Below are 24,536 nucleotides of genomic sequence, written 5' to 3'. Positions count from 1 at the left end.
TGCCGTCACGTTGTTTCGGACCACATCTGCCATGCAACTCCATCATGGGATTCCTCTCCCGGTCCGTGCTCGGAACGTGGCTGGCCGCGCGCTGCTTGTCCTTGCATTCTGCTTTTCGCCTTCGGCGTCGCAAGCTCAGGATGAATTGAAGCTGAGCGATGCGCAGGCCCGGAATCTCGGCGTGCGCGTCACCCATCCGGTCGCGAGCCGGACCGATCTGACGCTGCCCTATCCCGTGCAAATCGTGATTCCCACGCCGCAATTGTGGGTCGTCAGCGCGCCGGTGGCCGGCATGGTCGCCAATCTCCTGGTCGGGCGCGGCGATCGCACCTCGGCCGGCCAGCCACTGGTCGTCCTGGAAAGCCCAAGCTTCGTCTCCCAGCAGCGCGACTTCCTGCACGCGATGGCACAGGAGGTTCTCGCCACCCAGCAGCTCAAGCGGAATATCGATCTGTTCGAGGGCAAGGCCGTGCCGCAGCGCGTGTTGGAGGCCAGCCAGGCCGAAGCGCGCCAGGCCACGCTCGTGGTCGCCGAACGGCGGCAGATGCTGCATCTGAGCGGGATGTCGGACGAGGCCATTTCCCGGCTGGCCCAGGAAGCGGCGATCAGCGCGACGCTCACGGTCAATGCGCCGCAAACCGCATCCGTGGTCGATGTTACGGTCTCGCCGGGGCAGCGGCTCGAACAATCCGCACCGCTCGTCAAGCTGGCGCGGCTCTCACCGCTATGGGCCGAAATCGCGGTTCCCGCAGACCATATCCGATCGATCCGCACCGGTGCGAAAGTGGAGATCGACGGCTATGCCACCCCGGGCAAGGTCGTGCTGGTCTCCGAGACGACCGACTCCGCCACCCAGACCATTCTGGTTCGCGCGGAAGTCCCCAACGACGGAGAGCTGCATCCCGGCCAGACGGCCGCTGCCCGCATCGGTTTCCTCTCCGCCGGCGAAAACGCCTGGGAGATTCCCTACAGCGGGCTGGTGCGGCGGGGCGAACAAACCTCGGTCTTCGTTGCCATCGACGGCGGCTTCCGGCTGGTCTCGGTCAAGCTCCTTGCGGAAGACCAGGACCATGTCGTGGTGTCGGGCCCGGTCACGGACCAGGACGCGATCGCGGTCGGCGGCATCTCGGCGCTCCGCGGCATTCTCTCCGGACTGGGGCAATAGATGCTCCGGCGCCTGGTTGCGTTCGCGCTGTCGCAACGGCTGTTCGTCATGCTGGGTGTGTTGCTGGTGATCGGGGCCGGCGCCGTCCTGCTGCCGAGCCTTCCGATCGACGCGTTTCCCGACGTCTCGCCGGTTCAGGTGAAGATCATCATGAAGGCGCCGGGCCTCACTCCCGAAGAGGTCGAGCAGCGCATCACGGTCCCCGTCGAGCTCGAACTGCTGGGATTGCCGAACAAGAAGGTGCTTCGCTCGACCACGAAATACGCGCTGGCCGACATCACCGTGGATTTTGAGGACGGCACCGATATCTACTGGGCACGCAACCAGGTCTCGGAACGACTATCGAATATCTCGCGTGATTTCCCCGACGGGGTGAGCGGCGGTCTTGCGCCGATCACAAGTCCCCTCGGCGAAATGTTCATGTTCACGATCGACAGTCCCGAGCTGTCGCTCGCCGAGCGCCGGACCCTGCTCGACTGGGTGATCCGCCCCGCCCTGCGCACGGTCTCCGGCGTTGCCGACGTCAATGCGCTCGGCGGCGATGTGCGCGCCTTCGAGATCGTGCCGCGTAACGATGCGCTTGCCGCCCGCGGCATCTCCTACGACCTGTTTCGCCGGGCCATCGAAGCCAACAGCCGCAATGATGGCGCCGGGCGGGTGAACCAGGGCGAGGACAGCGCCCTGGTCCGGATCGAAGGCAGCATCCGTTCGATCGAGGATATCAAGGCGATCGTCGTCGACACGCGCGAGGGCGTGCCGATCCTCGTCAACGACGTCGCGGCCGTCAAAGTCGGCACGCTGACACGCTATGGCGCGGTGACGGCGGACGGCCGCGGCGAAACCGTCGAGGGGCTCGTGCTCGGCTTGCGCGGCGCCAATGCGGGCCAACTCGTCCGCGACGTGCGTGCCCGGCTTGCCGAGCTGCAACCCTCGCTGCCGAAGAGCGTTTCGATCAACGTGTTCTATGACCGCAGCCGCCTGGTCAACCGCGCCGTCGGCACCGTGGTGCGAGCGCTCGGCGAGGCCACCGTCCTCGTCATCGTCCTTCTACTGCTTTTCCTCGGCAACTGGCGGGCCTCGCTGGTGATTGCTCTCAGCCTGCCGCTCGCCATCGTTATCGCACTGATCGTCATGCGCGTCGTGGGGATGTCGGCCAACCTGATGAGCCTCGGCGGACTTGCGATCGCGATCGGTATGCTGATCGACGCGCTGGTCGTCGTGGTCGAGAACATCATCGGCAATCTGAGCAAGCACGAACCGGGCAAGGCGACGCCGCTGATCCACCTGGTGTACCGTTCGGTTTGCGAGGTCCTGGAGCCGGTTGCCTCGGGCGTTCTGATCATCATCATCGTGTTCGTCCCCCTGCTGACACTGCAGGGATTGGAGGGCAAGCTATTCATCCCCGTCGCGCTGGCCATCATTTTCGCGCTTGCGGGGTCGCTGCTGCTGGCGCTCACCGTGATCCCGGTCGCGACGTCCTACGTGCTCAAATCCGCATCGCATCGCGATCCCCTGCTGGTTCGTGCGGCACAACGGATCTACGCGCCTGCCTTGCACTGGGCCCTGAACAACGAGCGCAAGGTGATGGCTGCGGCGCTGATCGGCCTTGTGGCTGCGGGCTTCGCCTACACGAAGCTCGGCAAGACTTTCATGCCGACGATGGACGAAGGCGATGTGATCGTCAGCGTCGAGACGCTTCCGTCCGTCAACCTCGACGAGTCGCTTGCCATGAACGCGAGGCTCCAGGCCGCGCTTCTGGCCGTGCCGGACATTGCCGGCATCGTCGCCCGGACCGGGTCGGACGAGCTCGGCCTCGACCCCATGGGCCCCAACCAGACCGACACCTTCCTCGTGCTCAAGCCGACCGCCGAGAGGCAGACCGAGAATCGCGAGGCCCTGCTGCAGAAGCTCCGTGAGGTCCTGGCCGGCTTTCCAGGTATTTCGCTCAGCTTCACCCAACCCATCGACATGCGCGTGCAGGAGATGATCAGCGGCGTGCGCGGCGACGTCGCGGTGAAGATCTTCGGCCCCGACATCGCCAGGCTGAACGAAACTGCGGCAAAGCTGTCGGCCATTCTGTCCGGCATCGATGGCGCCGAGGACGTCTACACCACGCTCAACGAAGGCGCGCAATATTACACGGTTGCCGTCAATCGAATGGAGGCCGGCCGGCTCGGCCTGACGGTGGACTCCATCGCCAACTCGCTCCGCACGCAGATCGAGGGGCGGACGATCGGGACCGCACTCGAGGAAGGACGCCGCACGCCGATACTGGTCCGCGGCAGCAAGACGACACGGGAGGCGCCGACGCTGCTGGCCAGCCTGCCGCTGACGCTCGCCTCCGGACAGCACGTGGCGCTGTCGCAGGTCGCCAGAATCCAGCGCGTGGACGGCCCGGTAAAGATCGACCGCGAGGACGGCGCCCGAATGAGCGTGGTTCGGGCCAACGTCCGGGGTCGCGACATGGTCGGCTTCGTCGAGGCGGCCCGTCAGAAGGTCACGGCCGAGCTCCCACTGCCGGATGGCTACCGGTTGACCTGGGGTGGACAGTTCGAGAACCAGCAACGTGCCGCCGCGCGCCTGTCCGTCGTGGTGCCCGTCGCGGTCGGCCTGATCTTCGTATTGCTCTTCACCACGTTCGGCGCCATCCGGCAGGCCTTGCTGGTGCTCGTCAACATTCCCTTTGCCCTGATCGGGGGCGTCTTCGCGCTGGTCCTGACGGGCGAGTATCTGTCGGTGCCGGCGTCGGTCGGATTCATCGCGCTGCTTGGCATCGCCGTCCTCAACGGCGTCGTCCTGGTCTCTTATTTCAATCAGCTCCGGGCCCATGGCCTGAGCGAGGATCGTATCGTCGTCGAAGGCGCCATGCGCAGGCTTCGGCCAGTGCTGATGACCGCGAGTATCACGGCGCTTGGCTTGATCCCGCTGCTGTTCGCCTCGGGCCCCGGTTCCGAAGTCCAGCGCCCTCTCGCCATCGTCGTGATCGGAGGGCTCGTGTCCTCTACCGTGCTCACCCTGATTCTCCTGCCGATCCTGTATCGCCGCTATGGCGGATCACCGAAGGTGGCCAAATGATCGAGCAGCCGGTCTGCCTCACGCTGATCGTGCCGCGCCAGCTCCGCGACGAGGTGTTCGACTATCTCACCGAGCAAGCCGACCTGATTTCGGGATTCTCGGCTTCACACGGCACCGGTCACGGCGCCGAAATCCGATTGCACACCGCCGCCGAACGCGTGAAGGGCCACGCCGATCAGACCATCGTGCAGGTTATCCTGGCCGGGAGCGACGCCGGCCGCTTGCTCGACCGTCTGCGGATGTCGTTCGCCGGAACCAGGCTTGTCTATTGGACGATGCCCGTGACGGAATTCGGCACGATCGATTGAAGAAGCCAGTTCAGCCGCCCCACACCGGAGAATGAGATGCTCCTTGCGCCACTACCGTTGACGCTGAGCCACCCAACTCAGAAATCCGTGGACATCGACAACAGCAGGGTTCGCGGCGCGCCTTGCGCCACTGCGGAGAAGCTCGCGACGCCGGCCCAGTAATTGGTATCGAACACGTTCTGGACCAGGGCCCGGAGCGTGACCGGGTGGTTATTGATGCGCGTGGTGTAGCGGGCTCCCAGATCCAGCCTCGTCCAGGACGGAATGATCTGCGTGTTTGCCCCATTCAGATATTGGTGCCCGGTATAGATGGTGTTTGCGACCAGCGTCAGCCCGGGCGCGAACGGGGTGTCCCATTCGGCGGACAGATTGGCTTGCACCTGGGGCACTCCGATCGGCGTCTTGCCAAGATTGGCTAGCGTGCTCGTCTTTATCAGCTCCGCGTCGATCAATGTCACACCGCCAAGCACGCGAATGCCCGGCTGCACCTCTCCGAACACGGTGAATTCCACGCCGCGATTGCGCTGCTTGGCGTCAGCCCGGAAGACATTGTCGGCCCCCGTCTGTGCCGACGGCTTGATGATCTCGAACAGGCTGATCGTGGTCGCGAGCGTGCCGAAATCGACCTTGACGCCGGCTTCCTTCTGCTTGCTGAAATACGGCGCCAGGATTTCTCCTTGATTGGCCGTCATCGTCGGTGCGGTATCGCCCTTGCTGAGCCCTTCGATGTAGTTGGCGTACAGCGAAACGTTGCTCCAGGGCTTGACGACGAGGCCGACCATCGGTGTGTACGCCGTCTGGTCGTAGGCGGACGTCACGGCACCCGTCGTGGTGTTGTAGTTGTTCGACTTGACGCCCTGCTGTCGCACGCCGACAGTCAGCTGCAGACGTTCCTGAAAGACCGACATGGTATCGGCCAGCGCGAGGCCGGTCAGCTCGCTGTCCGAGAGTTTCGGAACGGTTGCGGGAGCCGGAACAAGCTGCTCGGGACGGGCAACCGGCGCATAGATGTTGGACAGAACCGGCGTTCCGTTTACAGACCCCCGCCCGACCTGATCCGTGTAGTAGCTGCCCTGGAAGGTCACGGCGTGGCTGATCGCCGCGGTTTCAAACCGGGCGCGCACGCCGGCGTCGGCGACGTTCCGGTCGATGTCGAATTTGAAATGTCCCGGCGTCGTCGTGGTGTTGCCGGCCGCGTTCAGGATCGTCGGCGTGCCGAACAGCCGATCGACCTGGGTCCTGCCGCCGCCGCCACTTGCGAACACCGTCACGGTATCAGTCATGTCGAACTCGCCGCGCGCCAGCAGCGAGTTGTCGTGAACCTTGGCCCATTCCCAGGACTGCGTGACATTGCGGCGCCCGACCGGAGCGGTCGGGACGGCGACGCCCGTTGCGACCAGGAACGGCCGCGTGGGCGCGTCGAACTTTTCGTCCTGATCGATGAACGAGCGAGGCTCTGAATCTATCGCCGCGATAATCGAACGCCGCAGAGCCGACATGTGCCTCACGGCTCTGGTTGTCCAGCGGCGTATCGCCGTTGTGATAGCTGCCATTGACGCGAATTCCGAATTCGCGGTTCTCGCCGAACCGGCGGCTGACGTCGAGATGGGTGCCGAGCTGCGAGTTCGTCGCGTAGTCGGTCGTGACCCGTGTCAGATCGACATCGCCTGCACGCTTCGGAACGATATTGATAGTGCCGCCGACGCTGCTGTTTGGTGCCATGCCGTAAAGCAGCGCGGTCGGCCCCTTGATGATCTCGATCCGTTCGACGTAGTCGGTGAACACGCGGTAGTTCGGCGCGACGCCATAGACGCCGTTGAAGGCGATTTCTCCGACATTCCCCTCGCCGATCGGAAACCCGCGGATGAAGAAGGAGTCGAGAATGCCGCCGGTCTGCCCCGTAAAGCGCACCGAGGGGTCGTTGCTGACGACGTCGGCCACCGTCGTGGCCTGTTGATCTTCGATCTTCTTTGCCGTGTAACTCGTGATGTTGAACGGCGTGTCCATGAAATCCTTGTTGCCGAACAGGCCAACCTGTCCTCCGCGTGCCACCTGCCCGCCCGCGTAGGATGGCGGGAGCGCGCCCGGCTTCGATGCTGCGGGATTTCCGTCCGCCTGAACCGTGGTCCGCTCAGTTGCACGCGATCTGCCGCCGCGAACCGCCGTTCGGCCCGGATTGGAGCGCGGGCGCGCGCGCGGCTTCGGCGCGTCTGCAGTCACGGTCACCGCCGGCAGCGCGGTCGCGTCCTGCGCCACCGGCGCCGCGCTTTGCGCGTTGGCGCGCTGCGGCAGCCCGGCGCCGAACAAGGCGATGGAGACCACAGTGACCGCGAAAGCTATCGGGCTGGAATACGTCGGAATTGCTTTGACGGTGGCGGCAACAACAGCAACAGGACGGCAAATGACTCGCGACGGCATCGCACCAGCTTCCGATTTCATGAACATGAACGACGGAGCGACGTGCCGCGGGCAGCGTTATCGAGTCAACGAAAGTGGCCTTTAGTTTCAGCAGTTTATAATGAGATAAACTCTAGATCGCCCGAAGGTTGCGAACGCAGTGAGTCACGCTGCGACATGTCGAAGCGCGCCACGCGCGACCGCTTGACGGAAGAGTTCCGGGAGAGTTCGCGCGAAGCGGCAATGCTCGCCGGCGCGCGGGCCAGCAAGGCTGATCACGTTTGCTGACTACGCTTGAGAATTATTCTGCCGACGCCTTGGCGTGGCGCTCGGAGGATTCGAGCGCGGCCGAGCTCAGGCTGCGCCGGCGCCAGATGGAGCCGACGACCAGCACGACGACGACGCCAAGCGCCGCGCAGAGATATTCGCCGCCTCCGCCGCCATGGCCGAATTGCATCGGGATGTGCAGGCCGCTGAGTATCTTATCCAAGGAGGCGCCGAACGGACCGTCGAACAGCGTGTGCAGCTTCGGCGCGATGCCGGGGTCGGTGGCGATCACCTCGCCCGCGATCCAGCCGAGCAGCGCGGCACCGGCCCAGACCAGAACCGGCAGCTTTGCGAGCAGCGCCATGATCAGCGCCGCACCGGCGACGATCAAGGGAACGCTGATGGCGAGGCCGAGGATCAGAAGCGGCACGCTGCCATTGGCGGCGGCAGCCACCGCGATGACGTTGTCGAGCGACATGACGATGTCGGCGACGACGACGATCTGCACGGCCTGCCACAGATGCGAGGCGGACTCGACGCCGTCCTCGTCCTCTTCTTCCGGCACCAGCAGCTTCGCCGCGATCACGATCAGCGCAAGGCCGCCGACGAGCTTGAGATACGGCAGCTCCATCAGGCTCGCGACGATGCCGGTGAAGATGATCCGCAGCAACACGGCCGCGCCGGCACCGAAGATCATGCCCCACAGGCGGTGCCGCGGCTTGAGGCCGCGGCAGGCAAGCGCGATCACCAGCGCATTGTCGCCGGAGAGCAGGATGTTGATCCAGATGATCTTGCCGACCGCAATCCAGAAGGTCGGTTCGGCCATCTCGTTGCGAAACTGGGTGAAGAATGCCCCGATCGTAGCGGGATCGAAGATCTGCCAGAGCCAGTTCACAATACGTCCTTTCGCCCCGTCGATTTCAACTTACCGGCTGATTGATCAGCCGACGATCTCGTTGCCCGAGAAGAACTGCGCGATCTCGATCGCGGCGGTCTCCGGCGCATCCGAACCATGCGCGGAGTTCTCGCCGATCGACTTTGCGTAGAGCTTGCGGATGGTGCCGTCAGCCGCCTTGGACGGATCGGTCGCGCCCATCACGTCGCGATACTTGGCGACGGCGCCCTCGCCTTCCAGCACCTGAACGACGACGGGGCCCGAGGTCATGAATTCCACGAGCTCACCGAAGAACGGCCGCGCCTTGTGGACGGCGTAGAACGTCTCGGCCTGCTCCTTGGTCATGCGGATGCGCTTCTGCGCGACGATGCGCAGCCCACCCTTTTCGATCACGGCGTTGACCGCGCCGGTCAGGTTACGCGCGGTGGCGTCGGGCTTGATGATCGAGAAGGTGCGTTCGATGGCCATAATCTTGTCCTTGAGAAGAAGCGGTGATCCGGGTTTGCGGGGCTTATATCGGCGCCTTTGCCGGACGGCAAGCGACCGCCGGAACGGCCTCACAGGCACTTGGCCGCAGGGCGGGCCAGCCGATTCCGGCATGGATTACAACAATTTCACCCGGATGAACCCAATCTGAAGCCTTCGGCAGGATTCGGTTCAGCCTCGCCGGCGTAGGGTGGGCCCCATCGAAACCGAAGCCTGATCATGAGGCGGACCGTTTCGGCGGCCTTTCCATCGACGCGATAGCCCCGCGCCGGCAGTTTTGAGGAGATCACCATGTTGAGGAAACTTTCGCTCGCCGCGGTTGCTGCGGTCGCGCTGGGTGCCGCGCTGGCACCGACCTCCGCCTCCGCTCACTGGCATGGCGGATGGGGCTGGCACGGCGGCGGTGGTGGCTGGCATCACGGCTACGGCTGGGGCGGACCGCGCTACTATGCCGGCGGCCCCGTCTCCTACGGTTATGGCGGCTGCTATGTGCGCCGGCTGGTCCCGACCCCCTGGGGACCTCGCTGGCGGCTGATCAACCGCTGCTACTGAGCCCGTCAGCACCTTTCCAGAGCACCTTTCCAAGGGTACCTAAGCCCCCCAGGTACCTTCCAAGAGAAGCCCCGGCGTTCCCCTCGCCGGGGCTTTTCCTTGGGCGGATATGGCGGGATTCATACAATCTGTACGAGAATGCCGCGGTTTCCCCCCCAAAGGGCGAAACTATTTTGGGGGCCAACGACTTGGTATCCGTGTCGTTACTTTGAAGAACACGGAACCCTGCGATGGCTGGCCTCTTTGCCAATGACAGCGAACAGATCGACCGCCGCACCAGCCGCTCGATCTGCGATGCCGTGGGCGAAAGGCTCCAGCAGAGCCTCCGCCCCGAATCCCGTCTCCCGACGCATCTCGAGCAGCTCCTCGACGAGTTGAGGCGGCGCGAGCGCGATTCGCACTGATTGCGAGCGTGATCCGGGAAAGCGCGGAGCGTTTTCCAAACGACAACCTCACGGAAAAACGGGTTGCGTTCGGAGCGCCTTGCGGTGACAAGGCCGCATGCTTGCTATCACCGACCTCTCCATCCGCCTCGCCGGACGCCTTTTGATTGACCAGAGTTCCGTGCAGATCACGCCTGGATCGCGCGTCGGCATGGTCGGGCGCAACGGCACCGGCAAGTCGACCCTGTTCAAGGTGATCCGCGGTGAGCTCGCGGCCGAGCACGGTTCGGTGACCCTGCCCCCGCGCTGGCGGGTCGGAAGCCTTGCGCAGGAGGCCCCGAACGGCCCCGAAAGCCTGATCTCCGTCGTGCTCAAGGCCGACCTCGAACGCGCCGCGCTGCTGCATGAAGCCGAGATCGCGACCGATCCGCACCGGATCGCCGAGATCCAGACCCGGCTGGTCGATATCGACGCGCATTCGGCGCCGAGCCGTGCCGCGGCGATCCTCTCCGGCCTCGGCTTCTCAGCCGTCGACCAGGAGCGCCCCTGCGCCGAATTCTCCGGCGGCTGGCGCATGCGCGTCGCGCTTGCCGCGACGCTGTTCGCCGCCCCCGATCTCTTGCTGCTCGACGAGCCCACCAACTATCTCGACCTCGAAGGCACGCTGTGGCTGGAGGATCACCTCGCCCATTATCCGCGCACGGTGATCGTGATCAGCCATGACCGTGACCTCTTGGATAGCTCGGTCGACCAGATCCTGCACCTGGAGCGCGGCAAGCTCACGCTCTACAAGGGCACCTACTCCTCCTTCGAGGAGCAGCGCGCCGCGCGCGAGTTGCTCGACGCCAAGGCGGTCAAGCGTCAGGAGGCCGAACGCGCCCGCCTGCAGGCCTTCGTCGACCGCTTCAAGGCCAAGGCCTCGAAAGCCCGGCAGGCACAGTCCCGCGTGAAGATGCTGGAGCGGCTGAAGCCGATCACGGCACTCGTCACCGAGGACGTGCGCGAGATCAGCTTTCCTGCGCCGGAGAAGATCCTGTCGCCGCCGATCATCGCGGTCGACAATGCCTCGGTCGGCTACGATCCGGCGGCGCCGGTGCTCGGCCGCGTCACGCTGCGCATCGACAATGACGACCGCATCGCGCTGCTAGGTGCCAACGGCAACGGCAAGTCGACACTTGTAAAGCTGCTCGCCGGACGCCTCGCGCCGTTCTCCGGCCGGGTGACACGCGCCGACAAGCTGTCGATCGCCTATTTCGCTCAGCACCAGCTCGACGAATTGAACGAGGACGCCTCCGCCTACGACCACGTCCGCAAGCTGATGGGCGATGCGCCCGAAGCCAAGGTGCGGGCGCGCGCCGGCGCGATCGGCTTCTCCGGCAAGGCCGCCGACACCAAGGCGGGCAAATTGTCGGGCGGCGAGAAGGCGCGGCTGCTGCTGGGCCTTGCGACCTTCTTCGGCCCCAACATGATCATCCTGGACGAGCCGACCAACCATCTCGACATCGACAGCCGCGCCGCGCTTGCCGAAGCCATCAACGAATTCCCCGGCGCCGTCATCATGGTCTCGCACGACCGCTACCTGATCGAGGCCTGCGCCGACCGGCTCTGGATCGTCGCCGAGCGCACCGTCACCAATTACGATGGCGACCTCGACGAGTACCGCCGCCTGGTGCTGTCCGCGCGCAACGCTGAAGCCCCGCGCGAGCGCAGCGCGCCAAGCGAAAAGCCGCAACGCCCGCGATCGGACAATCGCGGCTCGCTGAAGAAGCGCATCGCCGAAGCCGAAACCGAGATTGCCCGCGTCAGCGAGATCATCGCCAAGATCGATACGGCCCTCGCTTTGCCCGACATCTTCACCAGGGATCCCAAGCAGGCGGCGCAATTGTCGAAGGCCCGCGCCAATGCAGCCGACGCGCTGGCGCGCGCCGAGGAGCAATGGCTCGAGGCGAGCACGCAGTTCGATGAGGCGGCGGGCTAGCTTCAAATCTGAAAAACAACCCCATGCACAGTACGGGTGTTATTACACCGGCATGAAGTGGCTTGGAGCGGTTGAGTAATCTGCCCCCGCGGCTTGGGCTTAAGTTCCTCCGAACTGATTGAAAACGGGGCTGGTCCGCTGGCGCGGGATGCGGACCCCGCGCCGGGTCAGGTCGCGCAGCTGCAGGAACATCATCGCGGTCATCAAGGCGTCGTTGAAGGCGTCGTGCTGCCCAAGGGGCGGAATGTTGAGGTCGCGGAGGATCGCGGCGAACGACAGATCGACCGGCGTATTCGGAGGCGCATTGCCGTATTTGCGTTCGTAGTAGAGCCGCGACACTTCGATGCGTTCGTTGGGCAGCTCGATCCCCACCAGCGGCAGGATGTACTTGTCCAGCATGGCGATATCGAAGTCGACATAATAGCCGATCAGCGGACGCGGCCCGATGAAATGCAGAAAGCCCGGCAGCACCTTCCAGACGATCGGCGACGCCTCGACGTCGGACCGGCGCAAGCGGTGAATCTTGATCGCCTCCGCCTCCAGCTCGCTGTCGGGATGGACGATGGCTTCGAAACGCGCACTGGTCAAAATCCGGTTGCCGCGGATCTTGATTGCGGCAATAGCGACAACGTTGTCCGTTCGCACATTCAGACCGGTGGTCTCGCAATCGATGACGACAAACTCGTCGGCCGGAGCGCGATCGAACATGAAGCGGTACGATTGGTCGCTCAGGGTCGCCTGGTGCAACAGTCGCTTGAGCGCACGGGGCAGCATCTAGAACATGCCGAGCTTGAAATGATGACCGACGATCTCCCGGAACTTCTTCACCACCTGGAGCGCGTCACGCAAGAGATGCCGTTCCATGCTGGACAGATGCGCCGGTCTCACCAGAGTCCCGGATGCGCCGGCGGATGCGGCCAGTTGCCCGTCGAGCCGAAGCATCAGCAGGAACCGGAAGGCCTGTTTCAGGTCGCGTCCGAAGTCCGATTGCAGCACGCCGAGATCGCATAGTCGAGAGATCCGCTTGTCGGTAGAGGTCTCGCGCAGGCCCTGTTCGAGCGCCAGACTGCGAACGCCGTGCACGATGGGAAAGATCCCGCCCTTCTTGAGATCCAGCGCATCGCCGGTGCCCTCAGACGTGATCAAATTGTTGAAGAGGCCGATCGGCGTTTCGAACGCGTCAACGGCGCGCGCGAAATGGGCCATGAATGCCTGCTCGCCCCGGGTCATCTCGATCAGCGCCGTCTTGGCGTCGTTCAGGAGCTGCTCATTGCCCGCGATCGCCTGCGCATCGTAGACGATGGCCACGTTCATGTGCCCGGCCTGGTCGGGAAGTACGATCCAGCGGCGCAGATCCGCGAGATAGTCGGACAGCGGCCGGGACCATAACGGATTGCGCACCATGATATCGCCCGGACAGGGCGGAAAGCCGAAGCTCTCGAGGGAGGCGAAGAATTCGCGGCGGAACGCCTCCAGGACTTCGCCCTGCATCGGACCTGCGAGAATGAGGCCGTTGTCCTGGTCGGTACGGATGGTCTGCTCGCCCCGCCCCTCGCTTCCCATCACGATCAGGCAACTGCTGGTGCGCAGCTCGGCCGGCGCGACCATCTCGAACAGTCGGGACAGCAGGCGCCGGTTGAGGTCGGAGACAATCTCCGCAATGACCTCCACCTTGACGCCTTGCCGTCGCAGCACGCGCGTTTGCGTCTCGATCTCCCGCGCGGCGGTGGCGAGGTCCTGCTGGCTCGAGGCTCGATCGATGCGGCCGGCGGTGACTTGAGCGCTTCCCGCCAAAAACCCCAGCAGATCGATCTCCTCCAGAATTCCGACGAGCTCTTCGCCGTCGCGCACGGCAAGCCGCCGCTTGTTGTGCTTGGTCATGAGCAGGAGAGCCGAGGAGACGAAATCATCACGGCGCAGCGACACGATGTCGAAATTCGCGAGCTGACCGACCGGCGTCTGGATGGACTGGCGTCGCAGCACCACCGCCTTGGACAGGTTCATGCCGGTCACGATGCCGATCCGTTCGCCGTCCCTGACGAACAGCGCATTGCTGTTGATCTCGCGCATCAGATGCCCGGCGGCCTCGATCGTATCGCTGGCAGCCAGAAACACCGGCGGATGCAGGAACAGTTCGCCGACCCTGGCGTGCATCAACGAACCGTAGCGTCCCATCTCCTCGTCGTTGGCAAGTTCGTCCAGCTTCTGGGATATCTCGCGGTAGAAAAACGCTGCAAAGCGCGGATTCGCCTTGATCAGATCAAGCGCGAGCTTCCTGGGGATCACGTAGCAAAGCGTCTCGTCGCGCGCGAGAAACTGGTGGCCGCTATGGTCGTGGACGAGCGCGCGGCTGTCGAACGTATCCTTGGGACCGAGCAGCGCCAGCAAATCGGCCTCGTTCCGCTCCTCGACAACGCCTTTGATCACGACATAGAGCGCCTCCGCCGGAGCGTCCCGCTTGATGATCGCTTCGCCCGGACTGAAGTACCCGATGTCCAGCGCGGCCCGCAACGTCTCGGCCTCGCTCAGTGTCAGGCGATCGAACGGCGGATTGGTGATATCGAACGCCTTGGGCATTTCGGCCTTTCGAAGCTGCGGATCATCCGGGGATCCGGCGATTGACCATCGAAAGCGCAGCACCGACCGGTTCAGATGAGCCGGTCGGTGCTAGAGCGACGTCGCATAGATCCCCGGTTAGTGGGCCGTGGCCGAAGCAGCCCCGATACCGGTCTGGGATCGGACATATTGTGCTTCGAAGCCATCGCGATCGGCCGCGGCGCGCCTGCTGCGGTCCAGGATCGAGACCAGCCAGATCCCCGCAAAGGCGAGCGCCATCGAGAACAGCGCCGGATTGTCCAGCTTGATGGGAGCCGAGCCCTTGGCGAAGCCAAGAGTGGTCTCCCAGACTGCCGGCGACAGGACCACGCCCACGACCGCGCTAGCCAGACCCAGGAAGCCGCCGACCACGGCGCCCCGCGTCGTCAGGCCCCGCCAGAAGATCGACATCACCAGCACGGGGAAATTGCAGGACGCCGCGATGGCGAAAGCAAGCCCCACCATGAAGGCGACGTTCTGGTTCTCGAACACGATGCCCAGGAAGATCGCGAGCACGCCGAGCACCAGGGTCGCAATCTTCGAGACCCGGATCTCGTCCTGCTCGTTGGCGTTCCCGCCCTTGATCACCATGCCGTAGAGATCGTGGCTGATGGATGATGCCCCGGCCAGCGCCAGGCCCGACACGACGGCCAGGATCGTGGCAAAGGCAACGGCCGAAATGAAGCCGAGGAACAGGTTGCCGCCGACGGCGTTCGCGAGGTGAATCGCCGCCATGTTGGAGCCGCCCTTGATCGCCGCGATTCCGCTCTTGGTCTTCTCGAGAATGCTCCCGTCCAGGAACATCGCGTCGGTCGAGACCAGCGTGATCGCACCAAAGCCGATGATGAAGGTCAGGATGTAGAAATAGCCGATGAAACCCGTGGCGTAGAACACCGACTTGCGGGCCGCCTGGGCGTCCTTCACGGTGAAGAACCGCATCAGGATGTGCGGCAGGCCCGCCGTTCCGAACATCAGCGCCAGGCCGAGCGAGATGGCCGAGAGCGGATTGGAAATCAGGCTGCCGGGCTCCATGATCGCGAGCTTCTTGGGATGCACCTCGGTTGCCTTGGTGAACAGCGCTTCCGGGCTGAACCCGAACTTGTAGAGCACCGCGCCGGCCATGAACGTTGCACCCGAGAGCAACAGCACCGCCTTGATGATCTGCACCCAGGTCGTCGCCTTCATCCCGCCGAACGTCACGTAGATCATCATCAGGCCGCCAACCAGGACGACAGCGATCCAGTAATCGAGACCGAACAGCAGCTGGATCAGCTTGCCGGCACCGACCATCTGCGCGATGAGATAGAACGCAACGGTCACCAGCGAGCCGCACGCCGCCAGGATGCGGATCTCGGTCTGCCCGAGCCGAAACGAGGTCACGTCGGCAAAGGTGAACTTTCCGAGGTTGCGCAATTGTTCGGCGATCAGAAAGGTGACGATCGGCCATCCCACGAGCCAGCCAACGGAGTAGATCAAGCCGTCGTAGCCCGAGGTATAGACGAGGCCCGAAATGCCGAGGAAGGACGCTGCCGACATGTAGTCGCCGGCGATCGCAAGTCCGTTCTGGAAGCCCGTAATTCCGCCGCCGGCCGAGTAGAAATCCGCGGCCGAAGCGGTCCTCTTGGCGGCCCAATAGGTGATGACGAGCGTCAGGCCGACGAACCCGACGAACATGCCGATCGCCGACCAGTTGGTCGCCTGCTTGGAGCCGCCTTCGATGGTGCCGGCGGCGAGCGCGATCGTGGGCATGCTTGCGAGCAGGAACACCGAGAGCCAGGAGAATTTCTTCACGAGCGGTTCTCCTCGACAATCTTGCGAATGAGCACGTCGTAGCTGGAATTGGCCTGGCGGACATAGATACCCGTCAGCACGAAGGCGAGCACGATGACGGCTAGTCCGATTGGAATGCCGATGGTCGTCACGCCGCTGCCCAGCGGTATCCCGAGAAACTTGGGAGCGTAGGCGACCAGCAGGATGAAGCCGAAGTAGATGACAAGCATGACCCCCGACAGCATCCAGCCCAGCGACGAGCGCCGGCGCACGAGCTCCTGGTAGTTCGGATCGCGTTCAATCTTGGCGAGGTTGCTCACATCGATGGTCCCTGGAATGATCCTCTGGAGTTCTTGCCGTCAAAGCGGGCCCTTATCTCGCGGGCAATCCCAGCCTGTACTGCCTGACGGCAAGGCTCCATGATCCAGATCAAGTCCGGTTGATCCCTATGATGCGCGTGGCGAACGGCGAGCCATCGCCAACATGATGGCGGCCCTCATTTCCGTACCTCTTGATGTCGGGCGTTCAGCTCACGAGCGACCGTCCGCGCAGCCTCTTCATGGGCGGTCCGGAGGGGTCCAGAGATGTAGCCATTTGAAGGCGCCGGCCGAAGACTGGAAAGCACTCGAACAAATATTCGCTGACTTCGGTCACGCGCATGCACTGTCAATTCGTGGCGGCGAACAGTTTCGAGACCGACGCACCACGTAGCGCGCACTGGACCAGTGCAACGAGGCCGGCGTCAGCATCAACATGTCCCATGAGCCTTGGCTCGCGCGTCTGAATTCGCCTCGTGCCGATGACAGCGTGAAGCTCAGCGTCGTCTCGCTCAAGCCAGACGCCGGAGACCGAGCGGTGAGATCCTGTCGTACGAAGACGCAATGAAGGGACGGCCCATAGCCGTCCCGCAAGCTTGCCTTACGCCGATTTCTTCTTCGGCTTCGGCTTGGTCGCCTTCGGCACGACCTGCGGCTCGGGATTGCCCTCGATCGACGACAGCCGGCCGGAGGTGAAGGTGTAGATGCCGGCACGCGGACCGGTGGTCCAGGTGACGACCGCGACGCGGCGGCCTGCTGCATCACCGGACAGGTTGACGTTCGAAGGCGCGCCGATGCCGCGCACCACGTCGCATTCGGTGTGGCCGAGCGCGACCGTGCCACCCATCGGCGCCGACGCGGTCGTCGATGCATTGGCGTCGGCCGGCCCGGGCGCCGGCGTCATGCCGGGACAGGCACCGTCGGCACTGACCAGATCCTCGGCTCCAACCGGCTTGTCGGGCGTCAGCGGCGGCGATTCAATCGAGATGTTTCTGATGAAGAGGCGGCCGGGTTTCTGGAACCATTCGGCGTCCTTCGACAGCAGATCGGTCCCCGAGCAGCCCGCGACCAGCGGTGCTACGGCAACCAACGCAACTATGAGCGACTTGGGAAGCTTTTGATGTCGCACGATAAACCAAATTCCCCGCGTGAAGGACCAGCCCTAAGCGTTTGTCCCAACATCACTTTGCGGCACGAAGGTGACCAAAGCCATCATCGCCCGAAAAGTGCAAATTATCATTAACTGCGAAAGACCGCTAATTCCGCCGCTGCCACCGGCCCCGCTCGTCGGCCTGCCAATAGGTGACATCAAATCCCCGCGCCTTGCAATCCGTCCAGGCGCTGCGGGCCAAAGCGAGTGCGTCCGGATCGTCGCCGTTGAACAGCAGCACCATGCGCTCATAGCCCTGCGCATCCTGCGGCAGCACGGCACTGTCGATCAGGAAACGGACATTGGCACCGTTCGGATTGCCCTCCTCGATCGCCAGCACGATCGGCTGGTCGGCGGCGTCGTTCACGCGCCATGTCGCGTGCGGCAGGAAGGAATCGTCGCGATAGGTCCACAAGTGAGCGTCCAGCGCGTCGGCGCGTTCTTCCGACGTCGACTGCACCACGACGCGCCAGCCGCGCTCGAGCGATTTCTCGAGAAGCGGCGGCAACACATTGTCCACCGTCATGTTCTGCAGATGGTAGAACAGCACTTCAGTCATCGCAGGTCACTTGCGCTCATAGTGATCCGCCACCAGGCGATCGAGGAGACGGACGCCGTAGCCCGCGCCCCAGCTGTGGTTGATGTCGGTCTTCGGCGCGCCCATGGCGGTGCCGGCGATGTCGAGATGCGCCCACGGCGTGCCGTCGACGAAGCGCTGGAGGAACTGCGCCGCGGTGATCGAGCCGCCATGGCGGCCGCCGGTGTTCTTCATGTCGGCGAACTGGGAATCGATCAGCTTGTCGTATTCGGGTCCGAGCGGCATGCGCCAGACCTTCTCCCCGCTCTCGGCACCGGCCGCGAGCAGCCGGTCGGCAAGCTCGTCATTGTTGGAGAACATGCCGGCATGGTCGGTGCCGAGCGCGACCACGATGGCGCCGGTGAGCGTCGCCAGGTCCACCATGAATTTCGGCTTCACCTTCTTGGCGACGTACCAGAGCACGTCGGCCAGCACGAGGCGGCCCTCCGCGTCGGTGTTGATGATCTCGATGGTCTGGCCCGACATCGAGGTGACGATGTCGCCGGGCCGCTGCGCATTGCCGTCGGGCATGTTCTCGACGAGACCGATGGCGCCGACCACGTTGACCTTGGCCTTACGCGCCGCAAGCGCGTGCATCAGGCCGACGACGCAGGCCGCGCCTCCCATGTCGCCCTTCATGTCCTCCATGCTGCCGGCCGGCTTGATCGAAATGCCGCCGGTGTCGAAGCAGACGCCCTTGCCGATGAAGCTGACCGGCGCCTCGCCCTTCCTGCCGCCGTCCCAGCGCATGATCACGGTGCGGCTCGGCCGCGCCGAGCCCTGGCCGACGCCGAGCAGCGCGCCCATGCCGAGCTTCTGCATCGCCTTGACGTCGAGCACCTCGATCTTGACGCCGAGCTTGCGGAGCTGAGCGGCGCGGCGTGCGAATTCTTCGGGGTACAGCACGTTCGGCGGCTCGTTGACGAGGTCGCGCGCGATGACCACGCCGTCGACGACATGGCCGGCCGAGGCAAACGCCTTCTTCGCAGCAGCAGCGTCGCCCGCCGCGATCGAGATGTCGGCGCGCAAGGCGCCCTCCTCGCCGTCCTTCTTCTTCGTCTTGTAGCGGTCGAACTTGTAGGCGCGCAGCCGCAGGCCCGAGGCGATCGCGACGGCCTGCTCGCTCGTCATGGCCCCGTCGGGCAGCTCCGCCATGATGGTCATGGCGGCGGCCCCGGCGGAAAGCTTGCCCGCCGCCACGCCGCCGAATTTGAGGAAGTCGTTCGCCTTCAGGCTGGCGGCCTTGCCGGCGCCAATCACGATCAGGCGGGTGGCCTTCACCCCCTCCGGGGCCAGGATGTCCAGCGCCGCACCGTTTTTGCCCTTGAAGGCGGCGGCGGAGGCCGCCCGCTTCACAAGTTCGCCAGCGCCGCCGAGCGCCTTGGCGGTGGCGGGACCCAGCTTCAGGCTGTCGTCACAAAACACGACCAGAATGCCACGGGCGGCTGATGACAACGGGACGAAGCCGACCTTGATGGCATCGGACATGGGTAACTCCTCCAAAACATGGGACTTTTTGCCGATAGGCGGTCGCGGCCTCGGGCCGGACCTGAACGGCGATTCACTGGACCTTCCGCACTATGGGCCAGCGGCGCGGCAGATGCCAAGCGCCCCCGTGGCCGCCAGGCCACAACGAGCGAAATATTAACCATATATTGAGGGTGCCACGGGGCAGCCATTTTGTTGACGGATCAAAGGGATGGTAGTGAGAGAGTAGCCGGCGGAAGAGGTGGTTGGCCGACCTTGGGGATCCCCTGACGGGGGATTGGTTGGACAGCTGGAATTCCGGCCGACATTGGGGCTTGGTGGGATTCGTGCGGTAGCGCATGGGGTCAATTGATAGGTATATCTTCCGCACGACGCTGGCGTCGTTTGCGCTCGTCCTGGTCAGCCTTACCGGCGTGATCTGGATTACGCAGGCGTTGCGCGGCATCGACCTGATGACGAGCCAGGGTCAGACCATCCTGACCTTTCTCGGCATCACCAGCCTCGTCGTGCCGGCCCTGGTCCTGATCATCTCGCCGATCGCGCTGATGATCGCGATCTCGCACACGCTGAACAAGCTCGCGACCGATTCCGAGATCATCGTGATGAATGCCGCCGGCTTCTCGCCGTTCCGGCTGTTCTATCCGTTCTTCTACGCCACCTGCGTCGTCGCGCTGCTGGTCGCCTTCATCGCGGCCTATCTGGCGCCGGACGGTATGCGGCGGATCAAGCAGTGGGACGCCGAGATCACCGCCGACGTGCTCACCAACATCCTCCAGCCCGGCCGCTTCGCCCAGCTCGACAAGAACCTGACGATCCGGATCCGCGAGCGCCTGCCCGGCGGCATCCTCGCCGGTATCTTCATCGACGACCGCCGCGATCCCAACGAGCGCGTCTCGATCGTCGCCGAGCATGGCGAGGTCGTGAAGAACGAAAACGGCTCGTTCCTGGTGCTGAAGGACGGCAATCTCCAGCGCTTCGAGGCCGGCAAGCGCGATCCCGCGCTGGTGGCATTCGGACGCTACGGCTTCGACATGTCGAAATTCGGCAACCAGGGCCGCGACGTCACCCTCGGCATCCGCGAGCGCTATCTCTGGGAGCTGCTCTCCCCGTCCGAGGACGATCCCGTCTACAAGCAGATTCCCGGCCAGTTCCGCTCGGCCCTGCATGACAGTCTGTTGGCGCCGATCTATCCCTTCGCCTTTGCCGTGCTGACCTTCGCCTTCCTCGGTGCGCCCCGCACCACCCGCCAGAGCCGCAATTTCTCGATCGGCGGTTCGGTGATCGCGGTGTTCGGCCTGCGCATGGCGGGTTTCGCCTGCTCGGTGATGGCGGTGAAGTCGCAGGGTCCGGTGCTGGTCCAATACGCGATGGTCATCGGCGCCATCGGCGTCGGGCTGTGGATGATCGTCGGCGGCATTGTGGTCGAACCGCCTGCCCGCCTCATGGAGGCCATCAACAGATCGAACGCGCGCATCGCGCGGCTGTTCCGACGGCCGGCCACCGCATGAGCATGCTCACCAACACACTCGGGCGCTATTTCGCCGGCCGCTTCGTGGTCGCCGCGCTTGGCGTGTTCGCCAGCATTTTCCTGCTGCTGGTGCTGGTCGACTACATCGAAATGGTGCGCAAGACCTCGGGCCTCGCATCCGCCTCCGCGATCATGGTGGCAGAGACCTCGCTGTTCCGGGTGCCGCAGCTTTTGGAGAAGCTGACGCCGTTCTGCATGCTGATCGGCGCCATGACCTGCTATCTCGCCCTCTCCCGCCGGCTCGAGCTCGTGGTCGCGCGCGCCGCCGGCGTCTCCGCCTGGCAGTTCATCTCGCCGGCACTCGGCAGCGCGCTGCTGATCGGGGTGATCGCCACCGTCGCCTACAATCCGATGTCGGCCAATTTGCGCGAGCTCTCCAAGCGCATGGAAGCCGAGCTGTTCGGCTCGGCGCCCGGCGGCGGCATCCAGGACGCCTCCGGCTTCTGGCTCAATCAGGTCACCAGCGACGGCCAGACGATCATCAACGCGGCGCGCAGCGAGCAGCAGGGCGTCCGGCTCACGGGGCTCACGCTGTTCCGGTTTGACACAGAGCAGCGCTTCAAGGAGCGGGTCGAGGCGCGCGAGGCGACGCTGGAGGCCGGCCAGTGGCTGTTCAAAGGTGTCCGCCGCTTCTCGCTGGACTCGCCGCCGATCGACCAGGCCGTTCTGGCGATTCCGACGACGCTGACCGAGGCGCAGGTCCGCAACAGCTTTTCCACACCCGAGACTGTGTCCTTTTGGCAACTACCGAGCTACATCCGCTCCTCCGAGAGCTCGGGCTTCGCGACAGCTGGATACCGACTCCAGTATCAAAAGCTCTTGGCGCAGCCGTTTTTGCTTGCCGCCATGGTGATGCTCGCGGCCTCCGTGTCGTTGCGCTTCTTCCGGATGGGCGGCGTGCAGAAGATGGTTTTGAGTGGCGTGGGCGCAGGCTTTCTGCTCTACGTTCTGTCGAAAGTGACTGAAGACTTGAGCAAGGCTGAGTTGATGCATCCGATCGCTGCGGCGTGGTTGCCCGTGGTGGTGGGCGGCCTCACCGGCTTTTTGGCCTTGTTGTACCAGGAGGACGGTTAGTGACTGCCGTCCGTCGAGGACCTGTGTCTCGTTTGACGCTGCGCACATCGGTGCGCACGAACGGGAGCGGCTTGTCCGTGCGCAGGCTCCTGCTCGCGGTCGTCGCCGCCGCCTCGCTCGGCGGGTTGTTCGACATCGCCGCCGTGGCGCCGGCTTCGGCCCAGTTCACCTATAATCCGCTGCCGCCGCGTCCGAAGCCGCCGAAGGTCGCCAACGACAACCAGATGCTGGTTCAGGCGACCGAGGTCGACTACGACTACAACAATTCGCGCGTCTCCGCGGTCGGCAACGTCCAGCTGTTCTACAACGGCACCAGCGTCGAGGCCGACAGGGTCATCTACGACCAGAAGACCAAGCGGCTCCATGCCGAAGGCAACATCCGCATGACGGATGCCGACGGCAAGATCACCTATGCCGAGATCATGGATCTCTCCGACGATTACCGCGACGGTTTCGTCGATTCGCTGCGCGTGGACACCGCCGACCAGACCCGCATGGCCGCGAGCCGCGCCGACCGCTCCAGCGGCAACTACACGGTGTTCGAGAACGGCGTCTACACCGCCTGCGCACCGTGCAAGGACGATCCGAAGAAGCCGCCGCTGTGGCAGGTCAAGGGTGCGCGCATCATCCACGACCAGCAGGAGAAGATGCTGTATTTCGAGACGGCACAGATCGAATTCTTCGGCGTGCCGCTCGCCTACATGCCCTATTTCTCGACGCCCGACCCGACGGTGAAGCGCAAGACCGGCTTCCTGATGCCGGGCTTCACGTCCTACACCGCGTTCGGCTACGGCGTCGAAATCCCGTTCTACTGGGCGATTGCGCCCGACATGGACGCGACCTTCAGCCCGCGCATCACCTCCAAGCAGGGCGTGCTGTTCCAGGCCGAGTTCCGCCAGCGCCTGATGGACGGCGCCTATCAGATCCGCGTCTACGGCATCGACCAGCTCGATCCCGGCCAGTTCGCCGGCCTGCCGGGCGACCGCCAGTTCCGCGGCGGCGTCGAGACCAAGGGCCAGTTCGCGCTCAACGACAAATGGGTCTGGGGCTGGGACGGCGTCGTGCTCTCCGACTATTACTTCATGTCGGACTATCGCCTCGCGCAGTACCGCGATCCGATGGGCTCGTTCCTGAACCTGCCGACCGACGCGCTCTCGCAGCTCTATCTGACCGGCGTCGGCAATCGCAGCTTCTTCGACGCGCGCACGATGTACTGGCTGAGCTTCTCCGGCAACCAGAGCCAGGTGCCGATCGTCTACCCCGTGATCGACTACTCGAACGTGCTCAACTATCCGGTCTTCGGCGGCGAGTTCAGCTACAAGACCAACTTCGTGAACCTGTCGCGTGAGAGCGCGGCGTTCGATCCGATCACGACAGTCGCAAACACCAACAGCCTGTGCACGACGACATCCGCCGATCCGCTCGCGCGCACGCCGTCGCAGTGCCTGCTGCGCGGCTTCCCGGGCACCTACACCCGCCTGACCGCGGAAGCACAGTGGCGGAAGTCCTACACCGACCCGTTCGGCCAGATCTGGACGCCATTCGCCAGTCTGCGCGCCGATGCGATCAATTCCTCGGTCTCCAACCAGCCGGGCGTGTCGAACTACCTGCCCGTCGGCGACACCCAGGCGTTCCGCCTGATGCCGACCGTCGGCCTCGAATACCGCTATCCCTTCATCAACGTTCAGCCCTGGGGCTCGACCACCATCGAGCCGATCGCGCAGATCATCATCCGTCCGAACGAGACCTACGCCGGCAAGCTTCCGAACGAGGATGCCCAGAGCATGGTGTTCGACGCCTCGAACCTGTTCAGCGTCGACAAGTTCTCCGGCTACGACCGCGTCGAGGGCGGCGGCCGCGCCAATGTCGGCGTGCAGTCCACCACGCAGTTCGACAGGGGCGGTGCCGTCAAGGTGCTGTTCGGCCAGTCCTACCAGCTGTTCGGCATGAACTCCTACGCGGTGCAGGACTCCATCAATACGGGCATCGATTCCGGCCTCGACAAGCCGCGTTCCGATTACGTCGCCAGCGCCAGCTACTCGCCGAACCGCACCTACACGTTCAGCGTTCGCTCCCGCATGGACGAGCAGACCTGGAACGTGCAGCGCTTCGAGGCGGAAGGTCGCGCCAATTTCGATCGCTGGTCGGTCAGCATGCTGTACGGCAATTACGCGGCACAGCCGGAACTCGGCTATCTGACGCACCGCGAGGGCATCCTGACCTCGGGCTCGCTGAAGGTCGCGACCAACTGGGTGGTGACGGGTTCGGCGCGCTGGGACCTCCAGGCCAACAAGATCAACCAGTATGTGCTCGGTGCCGGCTATGTCGACGATTGCTTCGTGCTGGCGGCGAACTACGTAACCTCCTATAGCTATTCTGCGGGCTCGACGCCGCCCACGTTGAGCCACGCGTTCATGTTCCAGATCGGCCTGCGCACGCTGGCGACCTCGTCGACGAGCAGCAGTTCCGGTAGCGGCGGCTTCCAGTGAACGGTTTGAAGTGACGGCCGCGTGTTCCCGATCGCAGGTTCA

Annotated in this window: 20 protein-coding genes and 1 pseudogene; 10 read left to right on the top strand and 11 right to left on the bottom strand. The window is 64.3% G+C overall.

Translation table 11 applies throughout. The features are described from left to right. Window positions 1–31 precede the first annotated feature (31 nt). Genes RAD15_RS03220 through RAD15_RS03210 form a run of 3 tightly spaced genes read left to right on the top strand, consistent with a single transcriptional unit; the run spans window position 32 to window position 4,548 of the window. Window positions 32–1,165 (top strand): efflux RND transporter periplasmic adaptor subunit, encoded by a 1,134-nt coding sequence (locus RAD15_RS03220; RefSeq protein WP_458174276.1) that lies wholly within the window; start codon window positions 32–34, stop codon window positions 1,163–1,165. Then, window positions 1,166–4,240, top strand: coding sequence for an efflux RND transporter permease subunit (locus RAD15_RS03215; RefSeq protein WP_458174274.1), 3,075 nt, complete (start codon window positions 1,166–1,168; stop codon window positions 4,238–4,240). Next, window positions 4,237–4,548, top strand: a complete 312-nt coding sequence (locus tag RAD15_RS03210) for a DUF3240 family protein (protein ID WP_458174272.1) — start codon at window positions 4,237–4,239, stop codon at window positions 4,546–4,548. Before RAD15_RS03215 ends, RAD15_RS03210 begins: the two co-directional genes overlap by 4 nt. Before the next feature lie 77 nt (window positions 4,549–4,625). On the opposite strand, the gene RAD15_RS03205 is transcribed toward RAD15_RS03210, so the two are convergent. After that, a complete protein-coding gene (locus tag RAD15_RS03205) occupies window positions 4,626–6,047 on the bottom strand; it encodes a TonB-dependent receptor (RefSeq protein WP_458174270.1) in 1,422 nt (473 codons plus the stop codon). 280 nt (window positions 6,048–6,327) lie between these two features. Then, window positions 6,328–6,555 (bottom strand): annotated as a pseudogene (locus RAD15_RS03200) (TonB-dependent receptor plug domain-containing protein); the annotation flags it as partial. A 316-nt stretch (window positions 6,556–6,871) separates the two neighbouring features. Here RAD15_RS03200 and RAD15_RS03195 point away from each other — a divergent pair. After that, window positions 6,872–7,051, top strand: coding sequence for a hypothetical protein (locus RAD15_RS03195; protein ID WP_458174268.1), 180 nt, complete (start codon window positions 6,872–6,874; stop codon window positions 7,049–7,051). 195 nt (window positions 7,052–7,246) lie between these two features. Here the strand turns inward: RAD15_RS03195 and RAD15_RS03190 are convergent, their stop codons facing one another. Then, window positions 7,247–8,107 (bottom strand): TerC family protein, encoded by an 861-nt coding sequence (locus RAD15_RS03190; RefSeq protein ID WP_458174266.1) that lies wholly within the window; start codon window positions 8,105–8,107, stop codon window positions 7,247–7,249. Window positions 8,108–8,152: 45 nt separating this feature from the next. After that, a complete protein-coding gene (gene ndk / locus RAD15_RS03185) occupies window positions 8,153–8,575 on the bottom strand; it encodes a nucleoside-diphosphate kinase (RefSeq protein ID WP_458174264.1) in 423 nt (140 codons plus the stop codon). A 309-nt stretch (window positions 8,576–8,884) separates the two neighbouring features. Here ndk and RAD15_RS03180 point away from each other — a divergent pair, with 309 nt between their 5' ends. The 3 genes from RAD15_RS03180 (at window position 8,885) to RAD15_RS03170 (ending at window position 11,506) form a co-directional block, all read left to right on the top strand. Then, window positions 8,885–9,145 (top strand): sulfur globule protein precursor, encoded by a 261-nt coding sequence (locus tag RAD15_RS03180; RefSeq protein ID WP_458174262.1) that lies wholly within the window; start codon window positions 8,885–8,887, stop codon window positions 9,143–9,145. Window positions 9,146–9,375: 230 nt separating this feature from the next. Further along, on the top strand, window positions 9,376–9,549 hold the full coding sequence (locus RAD15_RS03175) for a hypothetical protein (protein WP_458174259.1): 174 nt from the start codon (window positions 9,376–9,378) through the stop codon (window positions 9,547–9,549). 97 nt (window positions 9,550–9,646) lie between these two features. Beyond that, window positions 9,647–11,506: an ABC-F family ATP-binding cassette domain-containing protein gene (locus RAD15_RS03170; RefSeq protein ID WP_458174257.1), complete on the top strand. Its 1,860-nt coding sequence runs from the start codon at window positions 9,647–9,649 to the stop codon at window positions 11,504–11,506. Between the two features lie 99 nt (window positions 11,507–11,605). On the opposite strand, the gene RAD15_RS03165 is transcribed toward RAD15_RS03170, so the two are convergent. From RAD15_RS03165 to RAD15_RS03135, 7 genes are all read right to left on the bottom strand, one after another. Next, window positions 11,606–12,280 carry a 3'-5' exonuclease gene (locus tag RAD15_RS03165; RefSeq protein ID WP_458174255.1) on the bottom strand — a complete coding sequence of 225 codons (675 nt, stop codon included), beginning with the start codon at window positions 12,278–12,280 and terminating at the stop codon, window positions 11,606–11,608. After that, the gene (locus tag RAD15_RS03160; protein ID WP_458174253.1) at window positions 12,281–14,083 is read right to left on the bottom strand and encodes a putative nucleotidyltransferase substrate binding domain-containing protein; all 1,803 of its coding nucleotides are present in this window, start codon (window positions 14,081–14,083) and stop codon (window positions 12,281–12,283) included. A 117-nt stretch (window positions 14,084–14,200) separates the two neighbouring features. Beyond that, on the bottom strand, window positions 14,201–15,850 hold the full coding sequence (locus tag RAD15_RS03155) for a cation acetate symporter (RefSeq protein ID WP_458175017.1): 1,650 nt from the start codon (window positions 15,848–15,850) through the stop codon (window positions 14,201–14,203). Between the two features lie 38 nt (window positions 15,851–15,888). After that, a complete protein-coding gene (locus RAD15_RS03150; RefSeq protein WP_458174251.1) occupies window positions 15,889–16,191 on the bottom strand; it encodes a DUF485 domain-containing protein in 303 nt (100 codons plus the stop codon). A 598-nt stretch (window positions 16,192–16,789) separates the two neighbouring features. Beyond that, window positions 16,790–17,278 (bottom strand): hypothetical protein, encoded by a 489-nt coding sequence (locus RAD15_RS03145; RefSeq protein WP_458175015.1) that lies wholly within the window; start codon window positions 17,276–17,278, stop codon window positions 16,790–16,792. A gap of 166 nt (window positions 17,279–17,444) precedes the next feature. Beyond that, window positions 17,445–17,897, bottom strand: coding sequence for a DNA polymerase III subunit chi (locus tag RAD15_RS03140; protein ID WP_458174249.1), 453 nt, complete (start codon window positions 17,895–17,897; stop codon window positions 17,445–17,447). A 6-nt stretch (window positions 17,898–17,903) separates the two neighbouring features. Then, window positions 17,904–19,403, bottom strand: coding sequence for a leucyl aminopeptidase (locus RAD15_RS03135; protein WP_458174247.1), 1,500 nt, complete (start codon window positions 19,401–19,403; stop codon window positions 17,904–17,906). Window positions 19,404–19,741: 338 nt separating this feature from the next. Between RAD15_RS03135 and lptF the strand changes: the two genes are divergently transcribed. From lptF to RAD15_RS03120, 3 genes are read left to right on the top strand one after another with little or no spacing between them, the layout of a single operon-like run. Then, window positions 19,742–20,911, top strand: a complete 1,170-nt coding sequence (lptF, locus tag RAD15_RS03130) for an LPS export ABC transporter permease LptF (protein ID WP_458174244.1) — start codon at window positions 19,742–19,744, stop codon at window positions 20,909–20,911. Beyond that, on the top strand, window positions 20,908–22,005 hold the full coding sequence (gene lptG, locus RAD15_RS03125; protein ID WP_458174242.1) for an LPS export ABC transporter permease LptG: 1,098 nt from the start codon (window positions 20,908–20,910) through the stop codon (window positions 22,003–22,005). The genes lptF and lptG overlap by 4 nt, the downstream gene beginning before the upstream one ends. Beyond that, window positions 22,005–24,494, top strand: coding sequence for an LPS-assembly protein LptD (locus RAD15_RS03120; RefSeq protein WP_458174240.1), 2,490 nt, complete (start codon window positions 22,005–22,007; stop codon window positions 24,492–24,494). Before lptG ends, RAD15_RS03120 begins: the two co-directional genes overlap by 1 nt. The last annotated feature ends 42 nt before the right edge of the window (window positions 24,495–24,536 follow it).

Source organism: Bradyrhizobium sp. 14AA (assembly GCF_054185205.1).
This window is presented reverse-complemented; position numbering and strand designations above follow the sequence as displayed.